We start from the raw sequence: 20,025 nt of genomic DNA on the forward strand, positions 1-20,025 counted from the left end.
AATATATTTGACTATTTCTTTTTTTAAAAATCGAATTTAACTCTCGCACGGATACCCCACTCAGATACACCAGGATTATCCAGGTAATTAAACCTTCTCACCATATCCACACGCAATAATTTAAAGATATTACCCACACCTACACTACCCTCAATATAAGGGGTGCTGCTTAAAGCATTGGTTGTCGCTACGCCCTGTTCATTTTTAGGGAACTGGAATAGTGATGGATTCATATTTGGATTATTTTCATTCCTTAATCCGCCATACAGCGCCTTAAATGAAACCAGTTCTCTGAATTTCAACTTTTTAAGCAATGGTATTTTATTAAAGAAGAACCCATTGAAATTATGATCGATCATGATACTTGCATAATGATCACTGACAAATTCAAGGAAGTTCATTAAATTGTATGACATCAACTGATAAGCATAGGTCTGATTGGCCCTGTGGATAGTCAATAAAGGAAAAGGAACCTTTCCAAGAATATATCCACCCTCTACAGTTACATCAGTATACCCAAATTGAGACAGATAGAATCTTTTATCTATACTGGCCACAAAATTGTGGTAATTATACTGACCTCCAAGTACACCTTTCAAACCCGCTGTATAACGCAGATTGAAAATAGGATACTTGTCAATAATTGGCGTTCTGTATACTTTTCCCTGGTAAAACTTTTCATAAGGAGCATAACGTAAATTTACAGTCAGCTCGGTCGTATTGATTTTATCAACAGGCGTGATCACATTGTCAGCATTAAAGCTATTAAAACCTAATGATCCGGCTGGTCTTTGTGTCCATTTACGGAAACTCAATCCATAAGAAAAATGGTTTTCAAATTCCTTTGTATAGTCAATCTTATAAATATCATTATAAGTCATCATATTATTTTCACCACGTTTGAAAGACAGCAAGAAGTTATCTTCCTGTACAAACTGGAGTTCCTGACCCGGAATTTTTGTATCCCGCTGGAAACTTGCACGAACAAAGTTCTGAGGGAAGGCATAAATTGACTTATTGTTTATAGAATAAGTTCCGCTTAAGAAATACTTCCACTTCTCATCTTTAAAGCCATATGCAGTATAAGTCTCAAAATAATATCTCTTACTTAATGCAGGAGTGGTACGGCCACCCAGACGTAAACGGAAACCCTCTACATTATTGAAACTGTAAAACGTATTGACCGGTCCCATTTCAAATGGCCCGAAATCTTTATACCCTGCAAAGAATAAGGTAACAATGTCCATCGTTCTTTTAAAAGATGGGATTGTTTGTAAAGTATCAATATTCTTATAGATTTTCAGATTATTACTTATCAGCGTATCATTCTGTCTCTGGCTATCCCAGAACTGTTCTGAACGTAGTCCAGCCTGTGCATTAACGACCAATGCTGCACCTCTGTAAACACTGTCCGGCTGAGGGTTATTAATCTTGTAATTGTTAAACTTAACCGTACGCTGTCCGGTAAAACCTCCGCCTTTATTTTTATTGATACCAAAATCAATAACCAGATTTGTTTTGGACAAATGGTATCTGCCGTCCGGATTTTTATCAAAATCAAGCTTGGCCTCCAATGCTCTTACAAAGTTAAGATTGATGTTTTTATTGACAGTCAGAAACGCATCCTGAACAGCATAATTGCCATCCATTGTAATGTATATCTTACCTTCAAATAAAAGATCCGAATTATTTCTTGGAATAAAAGAAAGCTCAATCAGCTGAGGACTGTGTGTTTTTATAGTATCAGTAATAAAAAACTTATAGAAAGTAGGTGCTGAATCAGCAATCGGACTTAAAAACTGGTTACTGACTATAGAAATATTACTATCATAAATATTAATATCCGCATACATCCTTTCAAAATACTTACTCAGTCCTTCGGTGTCAATAAATTTACTATCATAATTCACGTGTTTGTCACCAGTGATGATTGTCTTTTTCTTATCCGGAGATTTCTGTAAATAGATCTGTGACACCTTCTCCTCCATAAAAACCGGAAGCGTTAGTTTACCACCAATCTTGGTAGAATCCTGTTTTTCAAAAAGAAACTGATAGTTCTTGAAAATACGTTTGTTCTGGAATTTCTCAGACAGATTACTTAGAGAAAACAGCATTTGTTCATATTGCTGATATTCTACATGGTCATAGTTCTTATTCTGGTTTTTTGCTTTATTTTCAATTACTTTCCTGATCAGCTCCACCGCAGGGTTATTCTTATTTCTGTAAGCAGGTCTTTTGTTAGAACTGATTACAACCTCTGTCAGTTTTTGAGATTCTGATTGCAGCTTAACATTAACCATTTGTGTCTCTCCTGGCTTCACAGTTATGTAAGATGTTTTATAACCTACATAACTAATTTGCAGCTCCGTGTGCGTTTCGCTTGTTGAAATGGTATACTTACCGTCCACATCCGTTTTAGTGATGATTCCTGTCCCTTTAAACAGAACTGTCGCATAAGGAACCGGATCTTTATCGACTGCATCAGATACTGTCCCTGTAATCACTGTACGTGAAACAGGAGCAGGTTGCTGAGCCGCAGATTTAAATGCAAAAAATGGCATCACTAAAGCACAGATCAATATGATTTTTTTTACGTGATTTTTCATTGGGTTATCATTTTTTTTTAGCGGTAATGAAGCTATCATGAGTTTGTATTTATCATATTTTGGTAGTTGTAAACTCATGATGGATTCATAACTATATAAGAGCAAATTTCAAAAAAAATACCTGCGGACGGACTAATGCAGTAAAAAAGTCAATAATCAGAGCAAAAAAAAGATCCATTTTATATCCTACAAACACCTTCATATCAACAAATAACAATTTAAAACTAATATTAAATTTCAGAGATCGCAGCTATTTACAGCCATTTATTATTCTTGTACCAATTTACTGTTTCCACTAATCCTTTTTCCAGATTATAAACAGGTTTAAACCCAAAATCTTTTTGGAGCCTTTCAATACTGCATGCCCAGTTAATGGCAGTCAGCTCATTCATTTTTTCTTTATTCAATGCAGGTGCGTCCGCAGAGTTTTTATAAATCCGTTCCATCACCGCTGCCAGTGCAGCAACTGCCGGAACAGGCAGATGAAACTTCCATGTTTTTTTCTGCAATGCTTTCTTTACTCCTTCCGCTAAAGCGTACCGGTCATAAATACCACCATCAGACACATTATACTGTTTGTTTGTTACATCCGAGAACAGGGCTTCTATAATAATTCTGGCAAGGTCTTTCACATAGATGAAACTGATCTGCTGTTTAAAACTACCGATATGTGGCTCCAGCCCTTTATTTATGGTCTGCAATAAGATAAAAATATCCTTTTCTCTTGGGCCGTAAACTGCTGTCGGGCGTATAACCAGAAGCGGCAATCCCTTAATCTCTTCCAGGTACTGTTCCGCCAATAGCTTACTTGCACCATAATTAGTTACAGGATGGGCCGGAGAATTATCTTCAATCAGGCCAGACAGATCCGTTAAAGGTCCAAGTGCTGCAAGACTGCTTACAAAGATGAATTTCTCCAGGTTAATAGCTGCTGCTACGGCTGCTAAAGCAAGATTTTGAGTATATACTGCATTAACAGTATTGTATTCTTCCTGGGTTTTAGCCTTGGTGATACCAGAAGCATGTATGATATAACTGTACTGTTTTTCTTCTAACTCTTTTTGAAGCGAATTGATGTCACTGAAATCAGGATGCGTATACTGAATATCAAATTCCTGAAGATGTTTAATATTACTAGTCGGTCTTACCGCTGCAAAAACCTCTAAATCAGAGGCTATAGCTGCTGCAATCAAATGGAATCCAACGAAACCACTTGCCCCAGTTATCAATACACGCTTTTTCATATCGCTTTTTCAAATAACTGCGAATAATAAGTAAGACCGTTTTTTAACGATTGTCCCCCAAAGGAATGCAGTCCGGAGCTAAGCATATGTTCCTGAGTTATAAATAAGTCAGGAACACAACTAAAATCCTTTTTGCCATTACGGGCAACGCTCTGTTTCATAACCTAGATACTAACCTTTACCGGGGTTAGCTGAACCTCTTTAAAAGCAGCATAAAGTTTATCTACCGCTTCCTCAATCTGAGCAAAGGTATGCGTAGCCATCAGAGAGAATCTGATCAGAGATGAATCTGAAGGCACAGCAGGTGAAACAACAGGGTTAACAAATATCCCGTTCCTGTGCAGAATATTGGTGATCAGGAAAGTTTTATCGTTATCTCTGATATAAACAGGTATGATTGGACTATCTGTATGACCGATATCAAATCCCGCATCTAAAAGTAGTTTTTTTGCATAGTTCGTGTTATCCCAAAGTTTATCAATACGTTCCGGTTCTGATTCTATAATATCCAATGCTGCAATTACACTTGCCACAGCTGAAGGAGTCATGCTTGCACTAAACATCAATGAGCGAGCTCTGTGTTTAATGTATTCTATTGTTTCTTCTGTTCCTGCAATAAATCCACCTAACGAAGCAAATGATTTACTGAAAGTACCCATGATCAGATCTACATCATTGGTCAGGTTAAAGTGAGAAGCCACTCCTGAACCGTTAAAGCCGATAACGCCAAGACTATGCGCGTCATCCATCATAATGTTCGCTCCGAATTCATCGGCAAGCTGTACAATCTCCGGAAGTTTAACAATATCCCCCTCCATACTGAAAATACCATCTGCAACGATCAGTTTTGCTGAATCTTCTGGTAATCTGCTTAATTTCTTACGCAGATCTTCCATATCGTTGTGTGCATATTTGATGGTACGTGAAAATGACAGACGGCTACCATCAATGATAGAAGCGTGATCATATTCATCAAGAATCAAGTAATCGTTTCTTTCAAGCAAGCACGAAATAACCCCAAGGTTAACCTGGAATCCTGTACTGAACAATACCGCAGCCTCTTTACCTACGTAAGCCGCAAGTCTTCTTTCCAATTCTAAATGGATATCAAGAGTTCCGTTCAAAAATCTTGATCCGGCACAACCAGTTCCGTATTTATCAACAGCAAGTTTTGCAGCTTCTTTAATCTTCGGATGGTTGGTTAACCCCAGATAAGAATTTGATCCAAACATCAAAACTTTTTTCCCTTCAATGATGACCTCAGTGTCTTGTGCCGACTCTATCGATCTGAAATAAGGGTATAATCCTTTTTCCTTAATTGCATTTGCATCTTTAAATGCTGCAATCCTATCGCCCAATTTTTTACGCATGCCTGAATTGTATAATGTTTACTTCAGATAGATTCATAATTTATTTTATTCATATACAGCCTAATACAAAAAATACCGCAATGAAACATGATCTAATATATTAAAAATATGTTAATTTTAAGATAGACAAAAGTAAATTATTCTTAGACCATAACCGTATTTTAGTCTATAATATTATTGTCAAATAAATAATTCCACCTTTTATATCCTATTTTATTGTTTAAATCTTCTTTATATTTCCCGTTTAAACAAGAAATACCCTTCAGATTAATCGCTCTCTGTTTTCTTTTTTAAAGTATCCCTGCCTATCCCTGTAATTAGCATATCGATCATTTCATCAAAGTATTCATGTGTCTGCTGTTCAGAAAGTTCTATGGATAAAGGGAAATGCAGCCCGCGAAAAACCGTGACCATCACAAAAGAAATCTTATTCATCCTCTCCAGTGTCATTTCTTTAAATTCGCCAGACTGGCTGCCTCCAAGGAGGATTTCCGTAATCATATCTATCTGAATCTGTTCGTATCTGGATTTAATACAAATCAGCATTCTCATGCTATCAACAATATCATCAAACAGTACCTCTCTAAAGCTATGAAAACCTATTATAGAGGTAATTTGTGCTTGTAAATAAGCCTTTAGTTTTTCTTTGGCAGTTAATGAAACGTTGACAGCTTCGCGTATCCGCTTCACTACATTTTTCATTTCATCTTCAACAACTGCCTCGAAAATCTCAATTTTGCTTGGAAAATAATAATAGAGCGTACTCTTTCCTTTACCAGCCGCAGTCGCTATCTCTTCCATGGTTGTTTTTTTCAATCCATGTTTTCCGAATAACTTCTTTGCCCCTGATAATATCTCCTCTATTACAATCTCATCCTTTTCCATTCAAAACTGCTAATAAATAATTAGACCGAAATTCAATTATGGTCCAAAAGTATTGTAAATATTTCATTCCGCAATCTTTCCCTATCAAATCCGACATTGAAATGATAATGATATTAAATTAAAAATGGTTATAAGATTTTTATCTTATTTCGATTGCCCGGGTTTAGCACGAAGATCTTCTTTATCATAAAGATCAATCAGTTTACTCTGCAAACGGATCACACTTGTCTCTAATTCAGTTACCTTTTGCTTTAAGCGTTCATTTTCTTCTCCTACCTCGCTTTTATCATCCTCTCCGGTATTAAGCAATTGTCTGATATCCAAACCATGTACTTTCGCGATCTGATGAATCCTGCTAAAGTTTGGATCAGTAATACCTGTTTCCAATTTTGAATATGCAGGAATAGAGACCTTTAATAACTCGGCCATAGTTTTTTGGTTAAGACCTCTTTTTTGACGGAGAATTTTGAATTTCTGTCCCAGTGTTTTCATTGTATTATATTTATTTGTGAGTTGTTTTGAAAAATAAAATTATAAATTATTTAACATAATTTTTACATTATGAAGTGATTTTTTAAGCTAAAACATTATAGTGTATTACAAATAATGATAAATAAATACATTTCGCAGAAAAAAGAGAATGATTTTCGCAAATTTCTTAAAAGAGCTGACTGACAAGCAAAATATATTGCTTTAACAATTAGAAATTCAGACAGACAAATGTATTGCCCCTTACGCGTCAAACATCAGGCCATAAAATGAATAAATCTGAAAATTATCAAAATGACAGTTGAAATTTGATACCACTATTTGTTAAATTTAAATCCTCTGAAGAAAGCTTCCCAACAGGTATTTTAATAAACGGCTCTATGCGTACTTTGTATTTATTGAAAATATTTTGCTGACGTCCCACAGAAAAGTTAAAATACCCCAGATAACTGTTTCCCTTCAGATGTCTTTCTACAGTAGGTTCTTCCACATGCTCAACTGATACCGCCTTAAAAGTAGAAGGGCCACCGGTTTGAAAGTCATAACCATTCATATCTACCTGGGCAGTCTGCTCAAATGTATTGTTTCTTTTTTCGCTGAGTACACTAAAAAACGAAACACCTGCACTCGTGTAAAAATTCTTATTCAATTTATAAACCAGCGCAATTGGAATATCAATCGCTTTCAGGTTCGCATCTACACCGACCAGTTTTTTATCAGCAAAAGTACTGACACCTGCCCCACTATTTCCCTGCCCGGAAATTTCTCCTGCTGCCTGCATCTGTAGGTATGAAATTCCTGAGCTTAAAGAGAACTTATCAGAAATCCGGTAAGCAGTAGTCACTCCTCCTCCAACATTCATCCGGTCACTGGTTGCAGCAGGCATCACCTGTAGTCCAAAGTCCCAGTCAGACCCTTGCTGTGTTTTCGTTTTTAAAGGCTTATTTGTCTTTCTTGATTCAGCCAGCAAAAACTCTGCTGTAGTCAGCTTTTCATGCGCATTGCGGCTGGTTGTATCTTTAGCACTTACGCCGGGAACGACTAAAGGCTGCGCCTGCTTTTGCGCATATTGCTCTGCCGTTTTTTTCTGCTGTGAACTTAATTCCTGCGGTTGCTGTACAGGCTGTATTTTTTCAGTGATAACAGCAGCAGTGGCTTGTTGTGCAGTAACTTCAGAAGAATTAAGAGGTTCAATAATCTCCCCTTTTTTAAACATCCCCGAAGGCTTGCTGTGGTTTAAAGCAGTCCGGTTTTCAGACTGAACAGTTAACACCGGCTGGCCAGGTTTAATACTTTGATCCGTGCCTTTTGAAGTCTTACTTTCAGAACCGGCAGCCATCTGCTCAGATCCCTTTGAAACAGTTGGTTTGATCACTGCTATTTCAGGGGCCTTTTCCTGGTGAAAGAATTGATTGAATGCAAAAGCCAATATAAAGCCCATCAACACAAATACAGCTGCGATTCTTACCCAGTTTGCTAAAAATGGATACTTTTTCTTTTTAACCTTCGAAAATGACTCCCATTCTCCCGGCACATAGGTTTCCTGATAATCTTCGAAAAGATCAGCAATCTCCTTTATCAGTTCTTTCTTAGGATATTCCATCAGTAATTTCAATGCTTTTTTTATAAAGTTCCCTCAACTTTTGCTTTGCCCGGGTAAGATAAGTCCGGCTCGAGCTGACCGGGATCGTTAATAATGAAGCTATTTCATCGTGGCTGAAACCTTCGATCTCATAAAGGTTGAAAACAGTGCGGTGTAAATCAGGAAGGCCGTGCAGGAGCTTCAGAATATCTTCCGCAAACAACCGCTCCTCTACTTCCACATATCCCACTGTACCTTCTTCATATTCATCTATATAACTCAGCACAGACTTGCTGGCCCTGATTCTGTCCAGTGCAGTACGAACAGTTATTTTGGCCAGCCAGGCCTTAAAAGTTTTCTGAAAATCCAGGAGGTTGTGGTCATGCCTGAAGTCATACATGGTTTTAAATGCCTTCATAAAACTATCATTTACCACCTCTTTAGCGGCGTTTCTATCCTTAAAATAACGTGTTGATATACCCATCAGATAACCCCAGTAGTGGACATAAATACGTTCTTGAATACGCTCATCACGCGCAGCAAGACCCGCAATGATCTCCTGGAACATTGTATTTTTATTATCCACGCTTCGCTAAACCTATCTTATAAGTCAATATATCTATTTTATACGCTGCCTGAAAGCAACTTGCAACCATCTCCATTAATTTAACAGAAGCCGGATTAACAGCATAAACGCAGCTCACTGGCATAACGCTACAGTCGCATTCAATAAAAGTGTAAATATCTGATTTTTCTTCCATTTTCAATATTTATCCAAAAACGTTGTAGCGTTATCCATTCCGGCTACGTTTTACCTTCAAAAAACACATAATAAATCTTATCAAAACATTTAAGACATGAAATTTAATTTGACTTTATTTTCGAAAAACATCAAAAGGACTTTAGTACTTACTGCAATTGCCGGTACTGTTCTTTCTTTTAATGCTTGTAAAAAAGACACGTATATTCAGCAGGACCGTTCCGCATTGTCAATCACCAATGCTTCACCGCTTAATGATTCGGTTGACTTTATTCTGAATAACAGAAGAATAACTACAGGCTCTTTACCTTTTGGAAAAAGCTATAATTATTTTACACTGACTTCAGGAAAACAATTAGGCGCTTTAGTAAAACCAGGTTCAACAACCGCTTTTTACAGCGCAAACTTTGACCTGGTTACCAATCAGTATCATTCGCTTTATATTACCAGTCAAAAGGTGAACACAGCTGATAGTTCTTCTTTCCTTGTTATCAAAGATGATTTTACTGCTCCTGCCGCAGGTCAGGGTAAAATACGTTTCATCAATCTTTCTTCAGACTCGCCAGCTTATGACCTGGTACTGGAAGGGGATACAACGGGATTCAAAAACAGGGCCTATAAAGAATTTACAGTGTTTAAAAATATCAAACCGGCTAAATACAAAGTATCAGTGGTTAATACGACAACTAAAGCAGTTGCAGCTACGCTGGCAGATGTAGAAATCACAGCCGGGAACTTTTATACTATCTATGCTAAAGGCTTACTGGGGGCAACGCTTCCTGCTAAGAAATTAAGCATCACTTCAAGTCTGCATAGATTTTAATACCAGCAGTTAATACAATATTATTCAAACCATCTGAGCTTTATAAAAGCCAGGTGGTTTTTTTTATCGGCTTCCCTGGCGCAAAATAAACGCACCAAGCATTAATGCCACCGCGACACCAGATATACCCGGAAACAGAATAAAAAGATAAAGTATAGCACTGATCCCTGCAACAGCAAGAATAAATAGCAACCCTTTTAAAGGAGTTTCCATTTTAAAAGCAGCTATAAATGTAAATAAGTAAAACGTGGCAGCGAGTATCGGTAAGAACATTTACAAATATGCCAACCTAATGTTAAGTTAATGTTAAGCATTCTTCATAATTTCATTTCGATGACAATATAGAACCTATAAAAGCTAAACCAATAAATAAGGCCGTTCCTGATAGGTTTTCCATAAAAACTCTGCAAAAAGGCTATTCGCTCTTGCATAGGGAGAACCGGTGAACTGTTTTGGATTATCCGGGTCAAAAGATTCATGTAAAACACCTGTATCTCCATGACATTTTTGCAGCATCTTCAGACAAAGTTTAATCTCTTCATCATCAGTACTGGTCAATCCTCTGGCAATAATACTCATTGGCCAGATCATATGTTTGGTAACCCGTGGACTCCCTACTCCTTCAGCCAGGCTCCCTTTATAAAAAAACGGATTATCATCAGAATGCACCATTTTTCTCGTGTTCAGGTACACCGGGTCTGTCATAGATAAAGCACCCAGATAAGGTAAAGCCAGCAGACTGGGTACATTCGCATCATCCATCAGGTTGTAGCTTCCCATGCCATTCACTTCATAAGCATAAACCTTCCCATAGGTAGCATGCTCTACAATCGCATATTTTTGCAGGGCGAGCCTGACTTCCAGTGCAAGCGCTTCCATAGCTTTCGCTACTGACTCATCCGCTTTAATTACCCTGAACAATTCAGCAGCCTGACGTAAACTCACTACTGCAAAGAAATTCGAAGGAACCAGGAAAGAGAAAACAGTCGCATCCTCACTTGGGCGGAAAGCAGAACAAATTAATCCCACTGGTTTTACCGGGTAACCAAAGCCTTCCATCGGTAAGCTATCAGTTGCCCATAAAGTGGTGCGCTGAAAATGATAAGGCCCGCTATTTTCTTTACGCTGCTGCTCTTTAAAAGTCTTTAGAATAGTTTTAATTGCCTCCTGCCATTTCGCATCAAAGAAACTGGTGTCTTTGGTCTGCTGCCAGTACCTGTAAGATAAACGGATAGGATAACAAAGTGAATCAAGTTCCCATTTCCGTTCATGCACACCTGGCAGCATTGTAGTCAGGTCATCTTTCATAGAACCCACTTTTGTCGGGTCATTATAAAAAGAGCTGGCATAAGGATCTTTAAGAATATAAGACACCTGCCTGCTGATCACTCCGCCCACCAGGTTCCTTAAGCCTTTATCCCTTTTTAAAAACGGCAAGTATGTCCACATATGGACACTGCTGTCTCTCAGCCACATCGCATCTGCATCTCCGGTATTTAAAAATGTATCCGGCTTTCCATTAAATTCGGTATAAGTAACCAGGTTGTCCAGCGCATTTGGAAAACAGTTATTGAATAACCAGGCCAGCTCTTTATTTTTCACTTTATCAGTAAACTCAGTAATGGCATTTTCAACCGCTCTACTCGTAAAACGACGGAGTTCTATTGGTTTTCTTACAACTGGAAACCCAGCATCAGCAGCAAATGACAACATCTTTCCCGACACCAGGGCCGCTGTTAAAAGCCCGGCTTTCTGCACAAATGATCTTCTTTCCATTAATTACTATCAGATTAACTTTACGGCTGTAAAAATGACAGAACAGCCGTTTCCTGGTTAAAGGCATCAAACAATCTGCCAATATTATATATTTTTTTTAGATATCGGAGCCTCTTTGTATTTATAATATGTACCAGCACCATATAATGTCTAGTATTTTAATAGTTCTTTTGTCTCAATAAAAACTATATTAGCCTTATGAACAGCTTCTATAAGAGTTATAAAGGGATAATCTGGCTGATAGCTGGTATCATAGCCGGCAGTCTGGCTGGTTTAATATTTGGAGACCGCGTCAAAGTACTTAAACCCATAGGTGAAATATTCCTTAATCTTTTATTTACCGCTGTAATTCCCCTGGTTTTCTTCTCTATTTCATCTGCTATTGGTGGTTTGAAAGAAACGAACAAACTTAGTAAAATGATGGCAGTCATGGTGTTGGTATTCTTATCCACCGTACTGATTTCTGCCTCTTTAACTATTTTAGCAGTCAGGATTTTCCCTGTTCATGAGCACATGACCAATACCCCTTTAACGGAAACCATTGTTAAAAAACCATTTGGAGATCAGATTACACAATTGCTGACCACCAGCGAATTCTTCGAACTTCTGTCCAGGAAAAGTATGCTGGCTATGATTATATTTTCTGTGCTGACCGGTTTTGCAACTTTACGCTCAGGAGCATACGGAGCAGCCTTTTCCAATTTCCTGAATGCAGGGAATGAAGTTTTCAAAAATGTATTTATTATTATCATGAAACTGGCTCCTGTAGGCCTTGGAGCTTACTTTGCCTACCAGGTGGGTGTTTTCGGCCCTCAGCTATTTGGTACCTACGCCAGATCCCTGGGGCTTTACTACGGAACCGGAGCCTTCTACTTTGTGGTCATTTTCACCCTTTATGCCTTCGTGGCCGGAGGTATGAAAGGCATTAAAAAATACTGGAACAATAATATTATCCCATCCGCAACCGCTATAGGTACATGCAGCAGTATTGCAAATATACCTGCTAATTTAGAGGCAGCAGAAAAAATAGGCATTCCCTCTTACATCGCGAATGTAACTATCCCATTGGGAGCTACCCTGCATAAAGACGGATCAAGTATTTCATCCATTATCAAAATGGCGGTTGTATTTGCGATGTTCGGAAAGGGCTTTGATAATATAGAAACGATCACTATTGCCCTGGGCATGACTGTGCTGGTCAGCATCGTTGAAGGAGGTATTCCGAATGGCGGTTACGTAGGTGAATTGTTATTTATTTCCGCTTACGGATTTCCCCCTGAAGCCTTACCACCGGCGATGATCATCGGAACATTAGTAGATCCGATGGCCACCCTGTTAAATTCTACCGGCGACACCGTAGCGGCCATGTTAGTTGCCCGTTTTACGGAGGGAAAAAATTGGTTAACTACAAAGGCATAAAACCATTTTCAATATTATCATCATGTAAACCAATTACAGAATAGTGTCTTGGCAGATACCAGGTAACGGTTTGCATCATGTTTCTATAGTGTGTTTCTGTCTCAAAACGATCAGGGGTGATATTGAATGCTAAATCCTGCTTTAATTCTTCACCCACCGTGCGGGCCATTAATAAAACTTTAGGGCCTTCAATACCATTCAGCTCAAAGAAATCTTTCAAAAGTTTTCTTGTTTCTGCCGGAAGGATAGTTTCCGCAGGTTGTCCTACCATGATCTCTTCCCCTTCAGCAACCACCTCTTCCGTATTACTGCTCATACTGAACTGGCTGTCTTCAGCCGTAAAGAAACTGCCATTCAGATTATAATTTAAAAGGTCCCCATAAGAAAGCACCCAATCAGGCTGCCCTTCCCCGGGATTAATAACCACACCATAACCCCTTTCCAGCAGAAAATCAGTAATCATTCTCTCAATATAAAAAGATTGATATTCCTCACCAGGTTCAGGAACAAATAATTGAAAATAAGGGAACCCATCTGGCCCGGCTATCACCTGTGGTGTTCCGCAACGTAAACTCGCCAGAGGCAGATCAGCTAAAAAGCGGCTCACCCATTCCTCATCCCTATGCTCCATTGGTACAGCTAAAAGTACAGACAGCATCTGTGTTTTTTCTAAATCTCCAAGATACTCCTGAGGTACCTCTTGTTTTCCTGCACCAGCAACTGACTCACTCTTAACCGTTTTCCCAGTTTCCGTCTCCTTTGCTGTATCAGTCTTTTTGAAAATATCGAATAATCCCATGTAATATAAAATTGCTACCCGTCCGGTGTATCCATTAAGCGCAACCCAAATTTAGCAAAATATCGATAAATAGGGTGCTAATTGTACATATTGTGTCAATATATCAGTTTTTACTTTTATAAAACTTACTAAAAACCAGATAACCAAGCGTCTAATCTGCTTTAAAAAATGCCATCCAGAATTTCATTGTTTTTGAGAGCTGCCGATTGAGTATTAGTGTGCAATAGAACGAATAGAGAACGGTAACAGAAAATAATAACAGCCTTTAATTAATCTGGATGGCGTAAGCAAATTACGAACAAAGCCCCTGAAAAACTAGGGCCAGATGTCTCAAAACCCCGCTTAAAAACAGACAATTAAACCCCGAAAAACAACCAAAACAGGCTGCACCTAAACCACTGACTATAAGAGTGGTAGCTATACCTTGTTCAGACATCATTCAGACACCTTTCAGACCTGCTTCAAACATTGTTCAACTGTTACCGAACAAAGCCTTAATCAGCTGTGAATTATTTTTCATTTAAATATTATTCATAACCTTATTGATCAATAATTTAACTACCTTGTAATATAAACCAAACAGACTATGGCAATTATACAGGAAGGCACCGTATTAGCAGGTATCAGAGGTAAAATCGGAAAAGTGGTAATTTATCCGTGGAAGAGTAAGGTATGCGCACGTTCTACACCCGCAAAACCCCGTAAAAAGGCAGTTAGAACTGTCAAACAACAAGCTCAATCCAATAAAATGAAGGTATTAAGCTCATTTTTAAATGCGGTTAACCCTTTTCTTCAGGTCGGTTTCAAACAAAAAGTTAAAGACCAGGATTTGTCTGCAAACAATGCCGCTAAATCCGTCAACATGAAACATGCCATTAAAGGAGAATTTCCTGAGCAGGAGATTAACTGGGATACCATATTAGTTGCAGACGGAGACCTGATCAAACCAGAAAATGTTGTGGTTAAAGTATCAAAAAACACCTTTAATTTCACCTGGGACGAAGATAAAACAGGCCAGGCCTCACCAAACGACAGGACTATGATCCTGTTATACAACAAAGAATACCAGCATTTCTTTGCCAATTATAGTGGGGCGCGAAGAGACGAACTCAAAGATACCTTATGCCTTGACTCCAGCCCTATAAGAACCAAAGGCAGGACTTACGAGGTATTTATAGTGTTTAAAGATATCATGAGCGATGAGGTTTCAAAAAGTGTCTACTGCGGCAGCTTCGAAAATCAATTTATATAATTGCGTGCTCCATTAGCTGCTCTATGGCATACCATTGCCCCATATTTCTGCACCTGATTTTTTTCCAATTTTCTGCTACAACTTCCTGCACCTAATTTTTCCCAATTTTCTGCTACAACTTTATGCACCCAACTTTTTCTCCTAATTTCTGCTACAACTTTATGCACCTGATTTTTCCCAATTTTCTGCAACAAATTTATGCACCTGATTTTTTCCAAATTTCTGCTACAACTTTATGCACCCAACTTTTTCTCCTAATTTTTTCTCCTCCTAACCAATAACCCACAACCAGCCTGGAGAAAGAAAAAAAATACAGAGACTAAATGTGAAGGCATGAAACTCGAGCCGTTCCGGCGTAGAGTTTAGCCGAACATTAGTTTCTGTATTTTTTTATCTTTAGACCAGAACCCTAAACACCTCTCCCATACCAATTTTCAAACTAAAAGAATCTTTTAAAGCTATACCCCGGTAATGTGCTAAAATAATCCTGATTACCCCACCATGAGTCACTATCCCTACCTTTTGAAAAGGCTGTAACAACACCTCCTTCAGAAATAACAAAACCCTGCGTTCCATTTCAGCCATTGTCTCCCCATTAGGCGGAGCCAGGTTCACGAAATCTTCCATCCACACTCCACATTCAACCCGGTCTATCGTATCCCACGTATCCCCTTCCCAATCCCCAAAATTTAACTCATACAAAGCTTCACTCTCTACATAAACCTTAGAAATTTCAGCCGCAAGTAACTGGCACCTGAAAGACGGGCTCGAATACACCTTATCCAGATCAGCTGGAATTTGTTGCAGCACCAAATCCTTTTCCTCCGTAAAACTTGCAGCAAGCGGAACATTCATGCGGCCATAAATCAATCCTTTTGCAATCAACGGAGTAGTATGCCGGATCAGATAAACTTCCATATCAAAATATAAGATAAGTATACTGTCACTTCAGTAAGCTGCTGCACTGCACCCAAACAATCACCAGTATAACCACCAATCCATTTCTTAAAATAAGCACCCAGATAAAAACTAAAAAGCAAAACAGGAATTACCAGCAATAACAAAGCAGGCTGAGCCAGATAAACCGTTAATCCGGCCAATGGGATCAGCGTAAAGACACCAGCAATCACCAGGTTGATCACGCTCCCCTTAGCTACCGCACCACTTGCTTTACTTTCTTCAATACGCGCATAATTATAATTAAAAACCAATGTGATAGCAGCAAATCTGCTTACTGAATGTGCAACTACAAATAGTCCGGCAATCGTAATCACATTTGCAGCAATGAAGGTCTCCGTAAATAACTGCAATAAAGCAGCGAACTTAAGTCCCATTAATAAAATCAACCCGACCACACCATAAGTACCTAAACGGCTATCTTTCATAATGGTCAGGATCTTCTCCTTTGCCCATCCACCCCCAAAACCATCACAAACATCCGCAAAACCATCTTCATGAAAAGCTCCTGTTAGCAAGATGGAAGCAACCATGGCCAGTAAAACCGCTACAGCTTCACCAAACAAGTAAGTTGCACCAATAAAAACACCAGCACTTACCAACCCAATGATCCAGCCTACAATAGGCAAATACCGGATCGAATCCGGTAAATTATGCGCATTGTCCTGATGTACATAAGCCGGCCCTGGTAACCTGGAATAAAAAGATAAGGCAGTAAAAAAAAGTTTCAGTTCGCGGTTCATCAGGATTTATTAGAAACTGCCGCACTTTGAAAACTAGCCATCTCATTCAGAAAGTTTACTGCACTTTTTAACAGCGGATAGGCTAATGCACAGCCAGTTCCCTCTCCTAAACGAAGGTGAAGACTTAATAAAGGTTTTGCACCCAGATAGGCTAATAATAAATGATGTCCTTTTTCCTCAGATTCATGACAGAAAACAGCATTCTTTTTTATACTTTGATCTATACGATAAGCACAAAGATAGGCTGCCGTTGCAATGAACCCATCCACCATGATGATCATTTTTCTTTTTCCTGCGGCCAGTATAGCTCCCGTCATTTCCAATAACTCAAATCCACCAAAATGCGCCATCAATTTAAAAATATCATGGCCCCCTTTATAATTGGCAACCGCCTGTTCCAGTATCTGCTGTTTTTTAAGCAACTGTTCATCATTTAATCCTGTACCTCTGCCAATACAATCTGAAAGCGGCAAATCACAAAGTAAACTCATCAGTACCGCAGCACTGGAAGTATTGCCAATTCCCATCTCTCCGAAACCGATCACATTACATCCTTTTGCAGCGATCTCTGCAACTACAGCTTCCCCTTTTAATAAACAAAGTTCTGCCTGAAAGGTGGTCATTGCCGGGCCGCGTAAAAAGGAAGAAGTTCCTCTAGCAATTTTTCCGTCGCCCAGGGGTAATCCATCTTCAAAATCACAGTTCACTCCTGCATCAACAACCTGAAGCCGGATGTCATGCTGTTTACAAAAAACATTGATTGCAGCACCCCCATTCAAAAAATTAAGCACCATTTGCCGGGTCACTTCCTGCGGAAAAGCGCTTACACCCTCTTTGGCAATTCCATGATCTGCTGCAAAAACAACCAGATGTGGTTTAATTAATTGTGGACTCGTTGTTCCTAATACTGTTCCTATTTGCAAAGCAAGATCTTCCAATACCCCCAAAGATCCCGGAGGCTTAGTCTTGTTATCTATTAATATTTTTAAATCTTCAGTGATCATATATTCTTATCAGATTGATAATTTCTGCCTTAAAAGCCATTTAAATTTAAAACGGTATTCAATATAACTATTATTGCTTTAAAAACAACGGAAGTCCGGATACCATAAATATGGCCTGGTCAGCTTTTGCAGCTGCATATTGATTTGCCCAGCCCTGAAGGTCAGCAAATTTACGTCCTACCGGAGTTTCCGCATGCAATCCCATACCCAGTTCATTAGAAATGATAAAGAAAGTACCAGGGATTTCAAGCAACTGATCAATTTCCTTTTTGAAATCGGCCAGAGAAAGATCAATATCGTTATTGTGATCCATAAAGAAATTAGTTAGCCATAACGTTACACAATCGATCACAACATGGCGTCCTTGCAAGGGTAAATGATGTAAATCGCGGTAAGCTTCGAAATTTGTCCATTCTGGTCCACGGTCATCCTGATGCCGCTTTACCCGTTCCTGAAAGTCATCGTCCCATATTTTAGCGGTTGCCACATATACCGGATCGGAACAAAGTTCTTTCACGCGCTTTTGTGCATAAGCGCTTTTACCGCTTCTCACTCCTCCTGTAATAAAAACCAGCATAGATTAAGGCTTTACGGCTGGGTCAGTATGCTTAAACCTTTTATAAAGAAACAGTTGCCATTTCTCTTCTGCTACACCTGCCTTATCCATTTCTGCCCGCGACAACGTGAAAAACAAATCAGACAAACGATTGATATAAGCAGGGATAGAGTCATCAACTTCATCTGTTTTAATCAGACTGACTAATCTTCTTTCGCCTCTTCGCATTTGTGTTCTGACCATATGGCAAAGTGCCGAAATCTCATTTCCTCCCGGCAGAATAAAATAATCTGAAGGATGTGTCATTGCATTTTCCAGTTCATCGATCCATGTTTCACAAAATACAGGCCCATCGGCAGGCATTGGGTTGGTATTGATTTTCGCTGCATCAGATGGGCGCGCCAGATGTGACATCATATCCATCAGATCTTTCTGAATTTTGTGCAGGTTAGCTTGCCATTCATGTTCGGTACCGAGTTTCACCCGCAGCATACCTATGGTAGAATTTACTTCATCGAGTGTTCCTACACATTCCACACGTACATCGTCTTTAGCTACCCGTTTCCCTCCAAAAAGCCCGGTGGTTCCCTTATCTCCTTTTTTAGTATATATCTTCATGAATTTATTTTTAGTTGTCAGCCATCCTGGTAATTACATGGCTGATCAGCAGCACAATTTTAACAAATAAAATCCAGAAAGCATCCCAATATTCATCTGGTCTACTTATAATAATAAAACTACTTTATTGAACTATTTATTCACAATAAAGATATTTATTACCTTATAAATACAAATCAAGCGTAGCTTACCTTAAATTATTAAGAATTATGTCAGCGAGTACAAATAAATACATTGATCCATTATCAGATTTTGGATTCAAACATCTTTTTGGCGGTGAACCTAACAAAGAGATCATGATTGCTTTTTTAAACGCTTTGTTTGAAGGAGAAAAACACATTACCGACATTGTTTACAACCCAACTGAGCTTGCCGGGGATGACAGGGAGCATAAAAAGGCATGCTTCGATTTATTGTGTACCGGAGACAAGGGCGAGCAGTTTATCGTGGAGATGCAGCGGGCAGCGCATAATAATTTTGAGGACCGTTGCATTTTTTACCTGAGCCGGCTGATTCATCAGCAAAAGCTAAAGCGTAACTGGGAAGTTAAACTGAAAGAAGTTTTCCTGGTTGGAATCCTGGATTTTAACATGAAAAATTGCCTGAGTAACCATTTTTTACAAAGTATTTCACTGGTCAATACAGGTACAGGTAAAATATTCCACAATGGACTGGGATTTAAGTTTTTGGAACTGCCTAAATTTGGAAAGAAAGAAGATGAACTGGAAACTGAGCTGGACAAATGGGTTTATATGCTTAAACACATGCACAGCCTGGATCAGGTTCCTAAGTATCTGGATAAACGTGTTTTTGAAAAAATATTTAATATCGCTGAAATGGACAAATTATCACCAGAACAACAATTTGTATACGACTCAATTTTACAGCGGGAAGAAGACGATCAGTACCGTCTTGGCTATGCAGAACAGAAAGGAAGAGAAGAAGGAATGGAAAAGGGCTTAGGACAAGGAAAGGAAGAAGGGAAACATGAAACTGCGCTGGCCATCGCCAGAAAAATGAAAGAAGAGAATTTTGAGCTGGCTAAAATTGCCGGGTTTACTGCGCTCTCCATTGAAGAAATAGAAAGCCTTTAAAATGCAAAAGGATACTATGACCACCATAGTATCCTTTTGATCAGAAAA

General features: G+C 38.8%; 20 protein-coding genes. 4 read left to right on the top strand and 16 right to left on the bottom strand.

What is annotated here, in order from left to right; translation table 11 throughout:
• Positions 1-23: 23 nt before the first annotated feature.
• From HDE70_RS12825 to HDE70_RS12860, 8 genes are all read right to left on the bottom strand, one after another.
• Complete coding sequence (locus HDE70_RS12825; RefSeq protein WP_260160413.1) at positions 24-2,606, bottom strand: DUF5686 and carboxypeptidase-like regulatory domain-containing protein; 2,583 nt, start codon at positions 2,604-2,606, stop codon at positions 24-26.
• Positions 2,607-2,860: 254 nt separating this feature from the next.
• Positions 2,861-3,850 (bottom strand): NAD-dependent epimerase/dehydratase family protein, encoded by a 990-nt coding sequence (locus HDE70_RS12830; RefSeq protein ID WP_183890550.1) that lies wholly within the window; start codon positions 3,848-3,850, stop codon positions 2,861-2,863.
• Positions 3,851-4,014: 164 nt separating this feature from the next.
• The gene (spt, locus tag HDE70_RS12835; RefSeq protein ID WP_183866597.1) at positions 4,015-5,220 is read right to left on the bottom strand and encodes a serine palmitoyltransferase; all 1,206 of its coding nucleotides are present in this window, start codon (positions 5,218-5,220) and stop codon (positions 4,015-4,017) included.
• Between the two features lie 267 nt (positions 5,221-5,487).
• Complete coding sequence (locus HDE70_RS12840) at positions 5,488-6,105, bottom strand: TetR/AcrR family transcriptional regulator (RefSeq protein WP_183890552.1); 618 nt, start codon at positions 6,103-6,105, stop codon at positions 5,488-5,490.
• A gap of 144 nt (positions 6,106-6,249) precedes the next feature.
• On the bottom strand, positions 6,250-6,597 hold the full coding sequence (locus HDE70_RS12845; RefSeq protein ID WP_183866595.1) for a helix-turn-helix domain-containing protein: 348 nt from the start codon (positions 6,595-6,597) through the stop codon (positions 6,250-6,252).
• A gap of 286 nt (positions 6,598-6,883) precedes the next feature.
• Positions 6,884-8,197, bottom strand: a complete 1,314-nt coding sequence (locus HDE70_RS12850) for a hypothetical protein (RefSeq protein WP_183890554.1) — start codon at positions 8,195-8,197, stop codon at positions 6,884-6,886.
• Positions 8,184-8,744, bottom strand: a complete 561-nt coding sequence (locus HDE70_RS12855; RefSeq protein ID WP_183866593.1) for an RNA polymerase sigma factor — start codon at positions 8,742-8,744, stop codon at positions 8,184-8,186. Before HDE70_RS12855 ends, HDE70_RS12850 begins: the two co-directional genes overlap by 14 nt.
• A gap of 10 nt (positions 8,745-8,754) precedes the next feature.
• Complete coding sequence (locus HDE70_RS12860) at positions 8,755-8,937, bottom strand: hypothetical protein (RefSeq protein WP_183866592.1); 183 nt, start codon at positions 8,935-8,937, stop codon at positions 8,755-8,757.
• 96 nt (positions 8,938-9,033) lie between these two features.
• Between HDE70_RS12860 and HDE70_RS12865 the strand changes: the two genes are divergently transcribed.
• Entirely contained in the window at positions 9,034-9,759 is a 726-nt protein-coding gene (locus HDE70_RS12865; protein WP_183866591.1) for a DUF4397 domain-containing protein, read from the top strand.
• 63 nt (positions 9,760-9,822) lie between these two features.
• On the opposite strand, the gene HDE70_RS12870 is transcribed toward HDE70_RS12865, so the two are convergent.
• Together HDE70_RS12870 and HDE70_RS12875 are read right to left on the bottom strand one after the other, a co-directional pair.
• Positions 9,823-9,972 carry a hypothetical protein gene (locus HDE70_RS12870; RefSeq protein WP_157287685.1) on the bottom strand — a complete coding sequence of 50 codons (150 nt, stop codon included), beginning with the start codon at positions 9,970-9,972 and terminating at the stop codon, positions 9,823-9,825.
• Between the two features lie 144 nt (positions 9,973-10,116).
• Positions 10,117-11,535, bottom strand: a complete 1,419-nt coding sequence (locus HDE70_RS12875; protein ID WP_183866590.1) for a glycoside hydrolase family 125 protein — start codon at positions 11,533-11,535, stop codon at positions 10,117-10,119.
• A 198-nt stretch (positions 11,536-11,733) separates the two neighbouring features.
• Between HDE70_RS12875 and HDE70_RS12880 the strand changes: the two genes are divergently transcribed.
• A complete protein-coding gene (locus HDE70_RS12880) occupies positions 11,734-12,954 on the top strand; it encodes a dicarboxylate/amino acid:cation symporter (protein WP_183866589.1) in 1,221 nt (406 codons plus the stop codon).
• On the opposite strand, the gene HDE70_RS12885 is transcribed toward HDE70_RS12880, so the two are convergent.
• On the bottom strand, positions 12,941-13,753 hold the full coding sequence (locus tag HDE70_RS12885; protein WP_183866588.1) for a hypothetical protein: 813 nt from the start codon (positions 13,751-13,753) through the stop codon (positions 12,941-12,943). The two genes, HDE70_RS12880 and HDE70_RS12885, sit on opposite strands and share 14 nt — an antisense overlap.
• A gap of 586 nt (positions 13,754-14,339) precedes the next feature.
• Between HDE70_RS12885 and HDE70_RS12890 the strand changes: the two genes are divergently transcribed.
• Entirely contained in the window at positions 14,340-15,005 is a 666-nt protein-coding gene (locus HDE70_RS12890) for a DUF6266 family protein (protein WP_183890556.1), read from the top strand.
• Positions 15,006-15,401: 396 nt separating this feature from the next.
• On the opposite strand, the gene cobC is transcribed toward HDE70_RS12890, so the two are convergent.
• From cobC to HDE70_RS12915, 5 genes are all read right to left on the bottom strand, one after another.
• Complete coding sequence (gene cobC / locus HDE70_RS12895; RefSeq protein ID WP_183866586.1) at positions 15,402-15,923, bottom strand: alpha-ribazole phosphatase family protein; 522 nt, start codon at positions 15,921-15,923, stop codon at positions 15,402-15,404.
• Complete coding sequence (locus HDE70_RS12900; RefSeq protein ID WP_183890558.1) at positions 15,908-16,705, bottom strand: adenosylcobinamide-GDP ribazoletransferase; 798 nt, start codon at positions 16,703-16,705, stop codon at positions 15,908-15,910. Before HDE70_RS12900 ends, cobC begins: the two co-directional genes overlap by 16 nt.
• Positions 16,705-17,709, bottom strand: coding sequence for a nicotinate-nucleotide--dimethylbenzimidazole phosphoribosyltransferase (cobT, locus tag HDE70_RS12905; RefSeq protein ID WP_183890560.1), 1,005 nt, complete (start codon positions 17,707-17,709; stop codon positions 16,705-16,707). The genes HDE70_RS12900 and cobT overlap by 1 nt, the downstream gene beginning before the upstream one ends.
• 70 nt (positions 17,710-17,779) lie before the next feature.
• Positions 17,780-18,286, bottom strand: coding sequence for a bifunctional adenosylcobinamide kinase/adenosylcobinamide-phosphate guanylyltransferase (locus tag HDE70_RS12910; RefSeq protein WP_183866583.1), 507 nt, complete (start codon positions 18,284-18,286; stop codon positions 17,780-17,782).
• Positions 18,287-18,289: 3 nt separating this feature from the next.
• Positions 18,290-18,883 carry a cob(I)yrinic acid a,c-diamide adenosyltransferase gene (locus HDE70_RS12915; protein ID WP_183866582.1) on the bottom strand — a complete coding sequence of 198 codons (594 nt, stop codon included), beginning with the start codon at positions 18,881-18,883 and terminating at the stop codon, positions 18,290-18,292.
• A 209-nt stretch (positions 18,884-19,092) separates the two neighbouring features.
• On the opposite strand from HDE70_RS12915, the gene HDE70_RS12920 reads away from it, so the two are divergent.
• A complete protein-coding gene (locus HDE70_RS12920; protein WP_183890562.1) occupies positions 19,093-19,977 on the top strand; it encodes an Rpn family recombination-promoting nuclease/putative transposase in 885 nt (294 codons plus the stop codon).
• Positions 19,978-20,025 lie beyond the last annotated feature (48 nt).

The organism is Pedobacter cryoconitis (assembly GCF_014200595.1).
In the GTDB taxonomy this organism is placed as follows: domain Bacteria; phylum Bacteroidota; class Bacteroidia; order Sphingobacteriales; family Sphingobacteriaceae; genus Pedobacter; species Pedobacter cryoconitis_C.

Bases quoted from the DNA above. Each gene is read 5' to 3' on its own strand.
- HDE70_RS12845 (WP_183866595.1), bottom strand. From the start codon at position 6,597: ATGAAAACACTGGGACAGAAATTCAAAATTCTCCGTCAAAAAAGAGGT.
- HDE70_RS12875 (WP_183866590.1), bottom strand. From the start codon at position 11,535: ATGGAAAGAAGATCATTTGTGCAGAAAGCCGGGCTTTTAACAGCGGCC.
- HDE70_RS12885 (WP_183866588.1), bottom strand. From the start codon at position 13,753: ATGGGATTATTCGATATTTTCAAAAAGACTGATACAGCAAAGGAGACG.
- cobT (WP_183890560.1), bottom strand. From the start codon at position 17,709: ATGATCACTGAAGATTTAAAAATATTAATAGATAACAAGACTAAGCCT.
- HDE70_RS12910 (WP_183866583.1), bottom strand. From the start codon at position 18,286: ATGCTGGTTTTTATTACAGGAGGAGTGAGAAGCGGTAAAAGCGCTTAT.
- HDE70_RS12870 (WP_157287685.1), bottom strand. From the start codon at position 9,972: ATGGAAACTCCTTTAAAAGGGTTGCTATTTATTCTTGCTGTTGCAGGG.
- HDE70_RS12900 (WP_183890558.1), bottom strand. From the start codon at position 16,705: ATGAACCGCGAACTGAAACTTTTTTTTACTGCCTTATCTTTTTATTCC.
- HDE70_RS12880 (WP_183866589.1), top strand. From the start codon at position 11,734: ATGAACAGCTTCTATAAGAGTTATAAAGGGATAATCTGGCTGATAGCT.
- HDE70_RS12890 (WP_183890556.1), top strand. From the start codon at position 14,340: ATGGCAATTATACAGGAAGGCACCGTATTAGCAGGTATCAGAGGTAAA.
- HDE70_RS12850 (WP_183890554.1), bottom strand. From the start codon at position 8,197: ATGGAATATCCTAAGAAAGAACTGATAAAGGAGATTGCTGATCTTTTC.
- HDE70_RS12860 (WP_183866592.1), bottom strand. From the start codon at position 8,937: ATGGAAGAAAAATCAGATATTTACACTTTTATTGAATGCGACTGTAGC.
- HDE70_RS12915 (WP_183866582.1), bottom strand. From the start codon at position 18,883: ATGAAGATATATACTAAAAAAGGAGATAAGGGAACCACCGGGCTTTTT.
- HDE70_RS12840 (WP_183890552.1), bottom strand. From the start codon at position 6,105: ATGGAAAAGGATGAGATTGTAATAGAGGAGATATTATCAGGGGCAAAG.
- HDE70_RS12855 (WP_183866593.1), bottom strand. From the start codon at position 8,744: ATGTTCCAGGAGATCATTGCGGGTCTTGCTGCGCGTGATGAGCGTATT.
- HDE70_RS12825 (WP_260160413.1), bottom strand. From the start codon at position 2,606: ATGAAAAATCACGTAAAAAAAATCATATTGATCTGTGCTTTAGTGATG.
- HDE70_RS12865 (WP_183866591.1), top strand. From the start codon at position 9,034: ATGAAATTTAATTTGACTTTATTTTCGAAAAACATCAAAAGGACTTTA.
- spt (WP_183866597.1), bottom strand. From the start codon at position 5,220: ATGCGTAAAAAATTGGGCGATAGGATTGCAGCATTTAAAGATGCAAAT.
- cobC (WP_183866586.1), bottom strand. From the start codon at position 15,923: ATGGAAGTTTATCTGATCCGGCATACTACTCCGTTGATTGCAAAAGGA.
- HDE70_RS12830 (WP_183890550.1), bottom strand. From the start codon at position 3,850: ATGAAAAAGCGTGTATTGATAACTGGGGCAAGTGGTTTCGTTGGATTC.
- HDE70_RS12920 (WP_183890562.1), top strand. From the start codon at position 19,093: ATGTCAGCGAGTACAAATAAATACATTGATCCATTATCAGATTTTGGA.